General features: G+C 71.0%; 11 protein-coding genes. 2 read left to right on the top strand and 9 right to left on the bottom strand.

Translation table 11 applies throughout. The annotated features are described in order from the left end of the window. Positions 1-2: 2 nt before the first annotated feature. From IF20_RS06045 to IF20_RS06030, 4 genes are all read right to left on the bottom strand, one after another. Complete coding sequence (locus IF20_RS06045) at positions 3-401, bottom strand: TadE/TadG family type IV pilus assembly protein (RefSeq protein ID WP_052863904.1); 399 nt, start codon at positions 399-401, stop codon at positions 3-5. Positions 402-404: 3 nt separating this feature from the next. Beyond that, positions 405-1,703 carry an AAA family ATPase gene (locus IF20_RS06040; RefSeq protein WP_052863903.1) on the bottom strand — a complete coding sequence of 433 codons (1,299 nt, stop codon included), beginning with the start codon at positions 1,701-1,703 and terminating at the stop codon, positions 405-407. An 8-nt stretch (positions 1,704-1,711) separates the two neighbouring features. Beyond that, complete coding sequence (cpaB, locus tag IF20_RS06035; RefSeq protein WP_052863902.1) at positions 1,712-2,416, bottom strand: Flp pilus assembly protein CpaB; 705 nt, start codon at positions 2,414-2,416, stop codon at positions 1,712-1,714. Positions 2,417-2,574: 158 nt separating this feature from the next. Next, positions 2,575-3,459, bottom strand: a complete 885-nt coding sequence (locus tag IF20_RS06030; RefSeq protein ID WP_052863901.1) for a hypothetical protein — start codon at positions 3,457-3,459, stop codon at positions 2,575-2,577. A gap of 619 nt (positions 3,460-4,078) precedes the next feature. Here IF20_RS06030 and IF20_RS06025 point away from each other — a divergent pair. Further along, positions 4,079-5,059 carry a chitinase gene (locus IF20_RS06025; RefSeq protein ID WP_052863900.1) on the top strand — a complete coding sequence of 327 codons (981 nt, stop codon included), beginning with the start codon at positions 4,079-4,081 and terminating at the stop codon, positions 5,057-5,059. Positions 5,060-5,173: 114 nt separating this feature from the next. Here IF20_RS06025 and IF20_RS06020 read toward each other — a convergent pair whose 3' ends face one another. The 5 genes from IF20_RS06020 to IF20_RS06000 form a co-directional block, all read right to left on the bottom strand. Beyond that, positions 5,174-6,058, bottom strand: a complete 885-nt coding sequence (locus tag IF20_RS06020; RefSeq protein ID WP_052863899.1) for a S1 family peptidase — start codon at positions 6,056-6,058, stop codon at positions 5,174-5,176. Positions 6,059-6,151: 93 nt separating this feature from the next. Next, positions 6,152-7,654, bottom strand: coding sequence for a GntP family permease (locus tag IF20_RS06015; protein WP_052863898.1), 1,503 nt, complete (start codon positions 7,652-7,654; stop codon positions 6,152-6,154). A gap of 173 nt (positions 7,655-7,827) precedes the next feature. Next, positions 7,828-8,238, bottom strand: a complete 411-nt coding sequence (locus IF20_RS06010) for a RidA family protein (protein WP_052863897.1) — start codon at positions 8,236-8,238, stop codon at positions 7,828-7,830. A 5-nt stretch (positions 8,239-8,243) separates the two neighbouring features. Then, on the bottom strand, positions 8,244-9,023 hold the full coding sequence (locus IF20_RS06005) for an IclR family transcriptional regulator (protein WP_052863896.1): 780 nt from the start codon (positions 9,021-9,023) through the stop codon (positions 8,244-8,246). Next, on the bottom strand, positions 9,020-10,051 hold the full coding sequence (locus IF20_RS06000) for a sugar kinase (protein WP_110943886.1): 1,032 nt from the start codon (positions 10,049-10,051) through the stop codon (positions 9,020-9,022). The genes IF20_RS06005 and IF20_RS06000 overlap by 4 nt, the downstream gene beginning before the upstream one ends. Before the next feature lie 246 nt (positions 10,052-10,297). Between IF20_RS06000 and IF20_RS05995 the strand changes: the two genes are divergently transcribed. Continuing rightward, complete coding sequence (locus IF20_RS05995; protein ID WP_052863894.1) at positions 10,298-11,590, top strand: amino acid deaminase; 1,293 nt, start codon at positions 10,298-10,300, stop codon at positions 11,588-11,590. The last annotated feature ends 2 nt before the right edge of the window (positions 11,591-11,592 follow it).

The following is an 11,592-nucleotide window of genomic DNA, read 5'->3' as shown; positions in this document are numbered from 1 at the left end:
GCTCAGTCCCCTTCCCGTACGGCGGCGGCCTCGCCGGTGACGTCGAACGGGAAGTCGACGGAGCCCGGGAAGAGGACCGGGACCCGCAGCGTGACCCGGGCCTTGACCAGGCCGGGCGCGTCGCTGCAGCGGACGGCGGCGGACGCCCGCCAGCTCGCGCCCAGGTCCTGCGTCCCGCCGCGCTCGCACGCCCCGGGGCCGCCGGAGCCCGCCGCGCGGGCGGCCTCGTCGGCGGCGTTGCCGGCCAGCGTGTACGTGAAGCCGACCAGCGCGCACTGCCACAGCAGCACCAGGGTGATCACGATGAGCGGCAGCATGCCGAGGAACTCCACCGCGACCTGCCCCCGGTCCTCCCGCGCTCGCCGTACGCGCCGCGCGACCCGTACCCGCCAGGCCGTCATCGGTCAGCCCTCCCCTGCCGGTCTGCCGGCGGCGGGCGCGCCGCCCCGGCGGCGCCGGAGGCCGATGGAGCCGCGGTCGTTGCGGTACCGGCTCCGCTTGCTCCGGCCGTGGCCCGGCGGCCCGTCGTCCGGGTGCCGGCCCAGCCCCAGTTCACCGGCCAGCGCCCACATCGCCTGCTTGACCGTGGAACGGTCGTCCAGGTCCTGCATCCGCCCCGAGTCGACGGCGGGCTGGAGCTCCTTGAAGCCCGCGGGCACGGCCGTACGGGCCACCGGGGTACCGACGATCCGCTGGACCAGCGGCGGCTGGATCTCCGTGCCGCGGGTGTGCCGGTTGACCACCGCGAGGGTCTCCTCGGCCTTGCGGACCTGGAGCCGGTCCCACATCCGTACGGTGCGCTTGGCGGCCCGTACGGTGACCACGTCCGGGGTGACGACCAGCAGGGCGGCGTCGGCCATTTCGATGGCGGCGGCGTTCGCGCCGGTCAGCTGGGACCCGCAGTCGACGATCACCACGTGGTACCGGGTGCGCAGCGCACCGATGATCTGCCGGGTGGTCCGCTCGTCCAGCTCCTCGCCGCGCTCGCCCTCGGCCGGCGCGAGCAGCAGCCCGACACCCGTCTCGTGGTGCATGACCACGTCCTGCAGGACCCGCGGCGAGATGTCCTTGATACCGGCCAGGTCGGCTATCGACCGGCGGAACTGCACGTCCAGGTAGGACGCGACGTCACCGCTCTGCAGGTCCATGTCGACCAGCGCCACGTGCGTGCCCACCGACCGGGCGGCCAGCGCGAGCTGCACGGCGAGCGTGGTGGTCCCGACGCCGCCCTTGGCGCCGCTGACCGTGATGACGGTGCCGCCGGCCCCGGCCGGCAGCGTGGGGTCGGCGGTGAGGTGGCGGCGTACGCCGGTGGCCCAGTTCGCGGCGGCCTGGAGCCGCGCCGACAGCTCGTCGTAGGAGAGCGGCAGCCCGACGACGCCGCGCGCCCCGGCGTCCATGGCGGCGGAGTACACCCCGGGGCCGGCGTCGGCGGTCATCAGGACCACGCCGACCGCGGGGAAGCGCAGGGCCACCTCGCGCACCAGCTCCAGCGCCGGCAGCGGGCCGACGCGCTCGTGCACGAGGACGACCTCCGGCAGGTCGGCGACCGACTCGTCGGCGAGCTGCGCAAGGGTGTCGAGCAGCAGCGTCGAGTCGGCGACGGGCCGGGCCGGGTCGGCGTCCGGCAGCTGGCTCAGCAGCGTCGTCACCGAGCGGGCCGCGTCGGCGTCCCCGACGGCCGGAAGGATTCGTGTGACCATCCGTTACCTCACTTGTCCCCGGCCAGGGTGTAGTCCCGCTGATCGTCCGGGATGGTGGCGTCGCTGCCCGGCGCGACCAGCGCCAGGCGTACGTGGGTGGCGAAGGACTCCGCGTACGCCACGCGCTGCGCATCGAGGGTCTTGAGCGCGAAGGTGATCGGCACCGCCTCGCCGCCCCCGTTCGCCGCCTCACCGGGCCGCGGCTTGAGCGCGGTGAGCCGGCCGACGTCGATGACCTTGGCGTTGCTGACGATGACCTTGGAGCTGTCGGCACCGTCGTCCTTGCCCGCGAAGGTGGCGTAGATGTTGACCGACGCGCCGGGCGTGATCTTGCCGGCCACGCCGGTCGCGGCGTCGATCATGATGGCGATCTCCTGCTGGCCCGGCTGGAGCGCCGGCCGGTCCGCCACCATGTCGCTCTGCAGCAGCGAGCCCTTGCGCAGCGGGTTCACCGCGATCCTGCCCACCACCTCGTCCAGGTCCCGTACCGCGGTTCTGGGCAGCCAGCGCTCGGGCATCCGGACCTTCCGGAACTGCCCCGCCTCCAGGGTCTTGTACGCACCGACGTCGGCCTTGAGCTCGTAAGCGGTGACCTCGGGACCCACCTTGGACTCCACGTCACTGATCACCGACAGGACGCCGGCGAAGGCGCCGAATGCGCACAGGACCGACAGGAGCAGCAGGACGATGCCGCGGCGCTGGCGTGAGTTCATGGTTGCGGACTACCTCGTTCAGGGCGGTTACGGTGAGCGGGGCGGGGCATGACGCAGGGGAGGCGCGGGAGCGGTGGGTCCGTGACCGGGCGGCGGAGTGGAGCCGTCGCCGAGTAATCCGTCCATGTGCCCACTGTGGCCGCCGCACCGGATGGCCGCTACCGCGACCGGCCGGACGGTCCGGCTCCGCGCGCTGCGGCGGTGCCGGAGGGGCTGCGGTGTTCGGCGGGGAGCACGGGAGCGGCGCAGAAAGCGCAGCGGTCGCCGATGAGTTCCAGGCCGCACCACGGGCAGGGGAAGCGCTGTACGGAGGCGACCAGTTGAGCGAGTACGGCGGTGTCCGCGATGCCGGCCGCGAACTCGGTCAGCCGTCCGGTACCCCACCAGCGTGCGGACTCCGCGGGCAGTTCGGCCTGGTGCACGGCCTGGACCGCCCACTGCCCCGCCAGGGTGTGCAGCCAGTCCGCGGCGAGCTGGCCCTGTGCCACCGTCATGTGGGTGGCGAACTCGGGGCCCGAAAGCCGGGCGTCCGCGTCGCCGGGCATGACCAGCTGCGGGGTGGGGTGGGCGAGCACGGCGAACTGCGAGCCGGGCACCCAGGACCGGGCGTGCGCCTTGAGGCTGACGGGCACGGCGTCGAGCCGGGTCACGCTGTTCAGCAGCGCGCCCGCGTGGATGTAGTACGTGAACAGCCGGGCGGCGGCGCCCAGGACGCCGGGGCTGACGTCGCAGACGGACAGCTGGCGTAACTGACGGGCCAGCAGGCCGACGCCGAGTGGCGGCAGGTCGCTGCCGATGAGGGCGATCCGGTCGCTCTCCAGAACCGCGCGGACGGTGTGCAACCGGCGGACGTGCTCCTGCGACACGGCGCGGGAGTGGACCACGAGGACGTGGCCGTGCTGCTCCAGGAGGAAGTGCATCTGGGACAGGGCGTCGTCCAGCGACTGGCGTTCCGGGGGGCCGAGCACATGGGCCGGAGGCGTGATCCGGTCCGGGGGCGCGAGCACCAGATCAGGGCTGGTGACTGCTATCGCGGTCGGCATGTGTGTGTCCCCGTTTCACCACGTCACTCGCTCCACAACTTCCCTCGCTGCGGTGTCCTGTCTTCCGCAGACTTTAGCCGCGTACCGGGCGCCAGAAAACACTTAGCCGGCTCCGGAGGCCGTCGCAGCGGCGTTCTCACGGTAGCCATTCAGGAGATCATTTACCGATCAACCTCGTTCTATTCATGGCCGTTCAAGAAGAACGCGCAAATGCACGTGCATCCGCAGGTGCGCACCGACTATTTCGCGACATCGCCGACAACCGGCGCTATCGGGCGCTCAGTCGCGCAGTAAGGCACTACAACACCCCACCGGCGGGCAACCGTTCCGCCCCGTTCACCACCTTTGCGCCCCATACGCGCCCGCGCGACACCGCCGGAAATTCCCCCTTCTCACCGGAATGGACCGTACCCCGCAGGGACCGCCCGGAATTCTTCGGACGGTTACCGAAAACCTCCGCCGGAAGTGGTCTCGATCAATTTCCCATTCGAACCGAGCACTTGACAGAACCATTGGTCTGGACCACGTTGTACGGCAGCACACAGGGGCCCCTGAGCGCGCACTCCGTAACATCCGACTTCCCCCCACGGAGGCTGTTGTGGTTCGCGCACGACCAAGAATGTTCACGTTCACGAAGAGACTGCTCGGCTGTCTTGCCGGCGCCGCGCTGGCGGCCGCGGGGCTGACCGCGACCGGCGCCGCCGGGCACGCCGAAGCCGCCGCCCCACCTGCGCACGCGCTCACCGGCTACTGGCAGAACTTCGACAACGGCGCCACCGTCCAGAAGCTCGGGGACGTCCCCGACGCGTACGACATCATCGCCGTCGCCTTCGCGGACGCCACCGGCACACCGGGCGAGGTCGGCTTCACCCTGGACCCGGCGCTCGGTTACGGCTCGGTGGACGACTTCAAGGCGGACATCAAGGCCAAGCAGGCGGCCGGCAAGTCCGTCATCGTCTCGGTCGGCGGTGAGAAGGGTGCGGTCTCGGTCGCGGACGACGCCTCCGCGCAGAAATTTGCAGATTCCGTCGGGAAGCTGATGACGGAATACGGCTTCGACGGCGTCGACATCGACCTGGAGAACGGCCTCAATGCGACCTACATGACCAAGGCGCTGAAGTCGCTGCACGCCGCGCACGGCGACCTGGTGGTCACCATGGCACCGCAGACCGTCGACATGCAGTCGCCGCAGAGCGAATACTTCAAGACAGCCCTGGCCATCAAGGACTTCCTCACGGCCGTCAACATGCAGTACTACAACAGCGGCTCGATGAACGGCTGCGACGGCAAGGTCTACAGCCAGGGTTCGGTGGACTTCCTCACCTCGCTGGCCTGTATCCAACTGGAGAACGGCCTGGACCCGTCGCAGGTCGGCATCGGCGTTCCGGCGTCCTCGAAAGCGGCCGGCAGCGGATACGTCCAGCCGTCCGTGGTCAACGCGGCGCTGGACTGTCTCACCAAGGGCACCGGCTGCGGCGCGTTCAAGCCCTCGAAGACCTACCCCGAGCTGCGCGGCGCCATGACCTGGTCGACCAACTGGGACGCGGCGAACGGCAACGCCTTCGCGAACGAGGTGGGCGGGCACGTGCACGGCCTCTGACGCCACGCCTCCCCGGGACCACCCCCCACATCGCGGGTCTCCCCACCGCCCGCGGACGGGCCCGCCGCCGGCTCTCCCCGGCGGCGGGCCCTCTTGCACGTCACGGCGGAGGCGTCACTCCCCGGCCGGCTTGGGCAGCGTGCACCCTTCCCGACCCAGGTCGAGCTTGTTGCCCGTACCGAAGCACTTCGGTATGCCGTAGGTCTCCTGGGCGTAGCCGATGCCCTGATGGACGGTCACCGTGCCGTCGGCGGCCACCTCACAGGGGTTGTTCAGCGTGCAGCGCCCCCCGTCCTCGTTGAGGGTGTTGTTGACGGCCGCGACCTTGCCGGTGGCGGTGTCGATCACCGGCGAGCCGGAGGTGCCGCCGATGATGTCGCAGCCGGAGGTGTAGCGGACCGAGTCCTTCCAGGTCCACTCGCCCTCCTTCAGGGTCGGCGCGAAGCCGTCGACGTTGCAGGAGTAGATCTTCTTCCAGTAACCGGAGACGACCTTGATCGAGGCGCCCTGGGTCGGGTGCTCGGTGGCCAGTTGCAGCGCCTTGATGCCGTACTTCTTCTGGATGTCCGCGTACGTCGAGGTGAGTTCGTACAGCGAGACGTCGGTGTCCGTCATCGTCGCGTACGCGATCTTGCTCGCCCGCACCGTGCCCTTGTTGGAGCCGGTCGAGCTGAGGAGGGTGAAACTGCGGGTGGACGGCTTGTCGACGACGACCTCGCCGGCCCCCGGCATGCCCGACTCCAGGCAGTGGCCATTGGAGAGGACCAGCGCCTTGTCGGTGTCCTGCGAGTTCGGCAGCCGCACCACCGAACCGGAACAGTTGCTGAGTGCCACGGTGCCGGCGAAGTCGACGGCCAGGGGCTTCGCCTTGTGGTGCTGAGCCTGCAGCGGCTGAGCGGGCAGATGAGCATCGGCCACGGCGGGCCCGGCCCCGGCGCCGACGAGGGCGGCCGCACCCAGTACGGCGCCGGCGAGAGCGCTGCTGAGAGGTCTGTGCATGTGGGGTCCTCTCCGATATGCGAACCGGAGGTTTCGCCCCCCGGTCTTGTCATGCACATACTCCGGGCGCCGGGGCGGTAAGGCAATGGTGCGTCAGACGACCAGACTGACCAGTGCCGCGACGACGAAGCCCGCGACGGAGAGGACCGACTCCAGCACCGTCCAGGACTTCAGGGTGTCCCGCTCGGAGATCCCGAAGTACTTCGACACCATCCAGAAGCCGCCGTCGTTCACGTGCGAGGCGAAGATCGAGCCCGCCGAGATGGCCATGATGACCAGGGCCAGGTGCGGCTGGGAGAGGTGCTGGGACTCGACCAGCGGCAGGACGATGCCCGCGGTGGTGACGATGGCGACCGTGGCGGAGCCCTGGGCGACGCGGAGCACGACGGAGAGCAGCCAGGCCAGCACGATGACCGGCAGGCCCACGTCGTGGAAGGTGTCGGAGAGCGCGTCCGCGACGCCGCTGCCCTTGAGGACCGCGCCGAAGATCCCACCGGCGCCGACGACCAGCAGGATGTTGCCGACCGGCTTCAGGGACGCGGTGGAGACCGTCTCCAGGGACTTGCGCGACCAGCCGCGGCGGATGCCGAGCAGGTAGTACGCCAGGACCAGCGCGATGGTCAGCGCCGTGAAGGGGTGACCGAAGAACTCGATGACCGAGCGGCCGGAGGACGGCTGCAGCGCGATGGAGGAGAACGTCGCGAGGAGGATGAGGATCAGCGGGGTGCCGATGATGGCGAGGACGGTGCCCAGCGGCACGGGCTTCTCGTCGGCGCCGACGCCGGCCGCCGCCTTCTCCGCGGCGACCGCGGCCTTGGCCTCCTCGGCGGCCTCGACCATGTCCTGCGGCACGGGCACGAAGATCCGCTTGCCGATCCACGCGGCGTACGCCCAGGCGGCCAGCACTGCGGGGATGCCGCAGATCAGGCCCATCAGGATGATCCACCCGAGGTCGACCTCGAACAGTCCGGCGGCGGCGACCGGGCCCGGGTGCGGCGGCAGGAAGGCGTGCGTCATGGACAGGCCGGCCAGCAGCGGCATGCAGTAGAGGAGGATCGACTTGCCGGACCGTTTGGCGGCGGCGTAGACGATCGGCGCGAGCACGAAGATGCCGACGTCGAAGAAGACCGGGATACCGAAGATCAGACCGGTCAGGCCCATCGCGAGCGGGGCGCGCTGCTCACCGAAGAGGCGCAGCAGCCGGGCGCTCAGCACCTCGGCGCCGCCGGAGACTTCGAGGATCGCGCCGAGCATCGTGCCCAGGCCGATGATGATCGCGACGTGTCCGAGGATGCCGCCCATGCCGCTCTCGATCATCGAGACGACGTCGGACTTCTGGACGGTGCCGAAGAGTTCGGTGACGGAGAGGCCGGCGGCCAGGCCGACCGCGATGGAGACGGACAGCAGCGCGACGAAGGGCTGGAGTCTGACCTTGATGATCAGGAAGAGCAGCAGGACGATGCCGAGCGCGGCGACGGTGAGCAGTCCGGGCGTGCCCGGTATGAGGGCGAGCAGGCCGCCGGTGTGCGGTGGTGATGGGGGTCCCCCCTGCTCTTTAAGAGCTTGGGGGAGGGGTGGGGCCGCGGCGAGGAACATGGCAGGACTCCGTTGTCAGGCAGGGGGTTTCCAGGCAGGGGGGACCGCGGCACGGCGCCCCGTCGGTACGGGGCGCCGCGCCGTGCGGCAGGTCGTGCAGGTGCGGGGGGTGGACTCGCGCTAACGGCAAGGGACCGGAGCCTCTTTCCGTGACAGAAGCGGGAGGGCGCGGCTCAGCTCAGGACGGCGAGCGCGTCGATCTCGATGAGCAGGCCCTTGGGCAGGCCGACGTACACCGTCGTACGCGCGGCCGGCGCCTCCTTCAGGCCCTGCTCCTCGAAGTAGGCGTTGTAGATCTCGTTCATCTCGGCGAAGTGGTCGACGTCCGTGAGGTAGACGCGCATCATCATGACGTCGTCCCAGGTCGCGCCGCCCTCTTCGAGGATCGCCTGGACGTTGGCGAAGGTCTGCAGGGTCTGCTCGCGCAGGGTCGGGCCCGCGGGGGTGGGGGCCTTGCCCTCCTCGGCGGGGAGGAAGCCGACCTGTCCTGCAACCTGGAGGATGTTGCCCTTCTTGACGCCGTGCGAGAACTTGGCGGGCGGGGTGGTGTGGGTGGCCGGGGTGAGGGCGATCTTCTCGGTCATGGTGGTTATCGGGCTTCCTTGTGGTCCTGCGGGGTTCTTACCGGGTCGTTGCCGGAATACTCCCGGCTGATGGCGTCCGCGGTACGGCGTACCAGCGGGAGCAGTGCGAGGAGTTCCTCGGCGGAGACGACGACGTTCGGTGCCGAGACCGACATCGCCGCGACCAGCCGGCCGTCCGCACCGCGGATGGGTGCCCCGATGCAGTTGATGGACTCCTCGTGGCCACCGAGGTCGGTGGCCCAGCCCTGTTCGCGCACCTTGGCCAGCTCGGCCAGGAAGGCCGTGGCGTCGGGTGTCGAACGGGCTGTGTACTGGGGGTAGTCGAGCCGTTCGGCGACCGCGCGGCGCTCGGGCTCGGGGAGGTCGGCGAGCAGCAGCTTGGCGACCGCGGCGACGGTGATCGCGACGGGCTTGCCGATCCGCGAGTACATCCGTACCGGGTAGCGGCTCTCGACCTTGTCGATGTAGAGGACCTCGTTCTCCTCGTACACCGCGAGGTGGACGGTGTGGCCGACCTTCTCGTTCAGCGCGACGAGGTGGGGGTGGGCGATGTCGCGGACGTCGAGGTTCTCCACGGCCTCCTGGGCGAGGGCGAAGAGCCGGGCGCCCAGGCGGTAGCGCTGGTCGGCCTGGCGGTAGACCATGCCGTGCTCGTGGAGGGTGCGCAGCAGCCGCAGCGCGGTGGACTTGTGCACGCCCAACCGGTCCGCGACCTGCTCCAGGTTGGCCGGCCCCTGCGCGAGCAACGGCAGGATGCTCAGCGCGCGGTCGACTGTTTGACTCATGTCTGGGATACCTCCACCCGTACTTCTACGGCCCCGCTCTCCGTCCAGCCGGGGCCGAGTCGCAGTGTGCCCCAGTCCTCGGGGGTGAGTGCGACGAGGTGGTCGGCGAGTTCGCGCGCGGGCGGGGTGGCCAGGTCGCCGGGGACGGTGAGGGATGCGGCGGCCATGAGGTGCCCGTGGCGGATCCGGTCGAAGACGGGCAGGCCGCGCAGGGTCGCCGAGAGGAACCCGGCGGCGAAGGCGTCCCCGGCGCCGACCGGCGCCGCCACGTCGACCGTCAGCGCGGGCGCGAAGGTCACGGTGTCGGTGCCGTCGGGCTGCCGCTCGTACACCGTGGCGCCCTCGCTGCCCTGCTTGACGACCAGGACACCGGGCTCGGGGAGGGCCTCGCGGACGGCGGCGGGGCCGTGCACGTCCCAGGCGGCCGCGGCCTCGTCCTCGCCGACGAAGACCAGGTCGCAGCCGCGGGCGAGGCCGAGGAGGATGCCGGGGGCCCGGTCGGCGCGGTCCTTCCAGAGGCCGACGCGGTAGTTGAGGTCGAAGGAGACCAGCGGGCGGCCCGCGCGGCGCTCGGTGATCGCCGTCAGCAGGTCGAGGCAGCTGTCGGAGAGGGCCGCGGTGATGCCGGTGACGTGGACGACGCGGGCGTCCCACAGGGCGCGCTCGGCCACCAGGTCCGGGCCGAGGGCCGAGGCAGCGGAGCCGGCGCGGTAGTAGACGACCTCGGCGAGCTGCTGCCCGTCCGCCTCCGCCTCCGCTCCGGTGGCCCGCTCCCCCGCCGTACGGAAGTAGATGCCGGTGGGGCGGGCCGGGTCGCGCCGGACGTGGCTCACGTCGACGCCGTGCGCGGCGACGGTCTCCAGGAGGTGGTCGCCGAAGCCGTCCGCGCCGACCCGGGAGATCCACCGCGCGCGGTGCCCGATGGCGGCCAGCGCGCAGGCCACGTTGGACTCGGCGCCGCCGATGGCGCGGTCGAAGGAGGGCACGTCGGCGAGTCTGCCGGGGCGCGCGGGCAGGAAGGTGACCATGGACTCGCCCAGGCAGACGACGTCGGCGGTGACGTGCGGTGGCGTGGTCGCTGTGGTCACGGTGTTTCCCTGCTCCTCGCGGTATGTGCTGCGGGCTCCCGGCGGGGCGGCGGACGCATGTTCAGCGCCCTCACTGCGACAGGTTTCCCACCATTGACCCGACGATGAATCGGATGCTAGACAGCATTCAGCGATATGCGCAATGGGCGTTGCAGATGTTGCAACAAGAAATTTGAGGAGATCCCCATGGCCGCCGATCCCCGGTCCGACAACGCCGTCGGACGGCTCGCCGACGAACGGGTGGACCACCGCTTCAAGGCCCTCCCCCCGGACGCGGACGGGCTCACGGTCGGCGACCTGGCGGCCCAGCGCCGCAACCTCTTCACCGGCGGCTTCACCACTCCCGTCCTCGCCCTCTCCGCCGAGTCGGTCGAGCACAACCTCGCGCTCATGGAGACCTACTCGGCGCGGCACGGCCTGGCCTTCGCGCCGCACGGGAAGACCTCGATGTCCCCGCAGCTCTTCGAGCGCCAGCTGGCGCACGGCGCCTGGGGCATCACCGCCGCCGTACCGCACCAGGCCCGCGTCTACCGCGCCTTCGGCATCCGGCGGATCTTCCTCGCCAACGAGCTGGTGGACGCCGCCGCGCTGCGCTGGCTCGCCGGCGAGCTGGACGCCGACCCCGACTTCCGCTTCATCTGCTACGTCGACTCGCTCCGCGGCATCGAACTGATGAACGCGGCGCTGCGCGGGGCCGGCGCCACCCGTCCGGTGGACGTCGTCATCGAGCTGGGCGCGGGCGACGCGGCCCGTACCGGCGTCCGGGACGAGGCCACCTGCCTGGACCTGGCCAACGCCGTCGCCGCCGCGGACACCCTCCGCCTGGTCGGCGTCGCCGGGTACGAGGGCGAGGTGCCGGACGCGGACTCCGAGCGGGTCGCGGCCTGGCTGCGCCGGCTCGTCGCGCTGCTCGCCGACTTCGACAAGGAGGGCCGCTTCACCGACCTGGACGAGATCGTGCTGAGCGCGGGCGGCAGCGCCTGGTTCGACACGGTCGCCGAGGTCTTCGCCGAGGTGCCCGAGCTGTCCCGCCCGGTGCTGAAGCTGCTGCGTTCCGGCGCGTACGTCTCGCACGACGACGGCCACTACCGCCACCTCACCCCCTTCAACCGGCACCCCGACGAGGGCGCCCTGCAGCCCGCCTTCCGGCTTTGGGCGCAGGTCGTCTCGCGCCCCAACGGCGAGCAGGCGTTCGCCAACGCGGGCAAGCGGGACGCGGCGTACGACCTGGACCTGCCCGAGGCGCAGGTGGTGCGGTCCGGCCGGGACGGCGCCGTGCGCCCCGCCGCGGGCATCGCCGTGACCGGCCTCTCCGACCAGCACGCCTGGGTACGCACCGCGCCCGGCGCCGAGCTGGAGGTCGGCGACTGGATCGGGATGGGCCTGTCCCACCCGTGCACGTCCTTCGACAAGTGGCAGCTGATCCCGCTGGTCGAGGCCGACGGCACGGTCTCGGACTTCATCCGCACGTTCTTCTGAGA

The organism is Streptomyces niger, from assembly GCF_000718305.1.
Taxonomy (GTDB): domain Bacteria; phylum Actinomycetota; class Actinomycetes; order Streptomycetales; family Streptomycetaceae; genus Streptomyces; species Streptomyces niger.
This window is presented reverse-complemented; position numbering and strand designations above follow the sequence as displayed.

Coding starts and splice junctions, on each gene's coding strand:
- IF20_RS06040 (WP_052863903.1), bottom strand. CDS start 1,703: ATGGTCACACGAATCCTTCCGGCCGTCGGGGACGCCGACGCGGCCCGC.
- IF20_RS06005 (WP_052863896.1), bottom strand. CDS start 9,023: ATGAGTCAAACAGTCGACCGCGCGCTGAGCATCCTGCCGTTGCTCGCG.
- IF20_RS06015 (WP_052863898.1), bottom strand. CDS start 7,654: ATGTTCCTCGCCGCGGCCCCACCCCTCCCCCAAGCTCTTAAAGAGCAG.
- IF20_RS06025 (WP_052863900.1), top strand. CDS start 4,079: ATGTTCACGTTCACGAAGAGACTGCTCGGCTGTCTTGCCGGCGCCGCG.
- IF20_RS06045 (WP_052863904.1), bottom strand. CDS start 401: ATGACGGCCTGGCGGGTACGGGTCGCGCGGCGCGTACGGCGAGCGCGG.
- cpaB (WP_052863902.1), bottom strand. CDS start 2,416: ATGAACTCACGCCAGCGCCGCGGCATCGTCCTGCTGCTCCTGTCGGTC.
- IF20_RS05995 (WP_052863894.1), top strand. CDS start 10,298: ATGGCCGCCGATCCCCGGTCCGACAACGCCGTCGGACGGCTCGCCGAC.
- IF20_RS06020 (WP_052863899.1), bottom strand. CDS start 6,058: ATGCACAGACCTCTCAGCAGCGCTCTCGCCGGCGCCGTACTGGGTGCG.
- IF20_RS06010 (WP_052863897.1), bottom strand. CDS start 8,238: ATGACCGAGAAGATCGCCCTCACCCCGGCCACCCACACCACCCCGCCC.
- IF20_RS06030 (WP_052863901.1), bottom strand. CDS start 3,459: ATGCCGACCGCGATAGCAGTCACCAGCCCTGATCTGGTGCTCGCGCCC.
- IF20_RS06000 (WP_110943886.1), bottom strand. CDS start 10,051: ATGGTCACCTTCCTGCCCGCGCGCCCCGGCAGACTCGCCGACGTGCCC.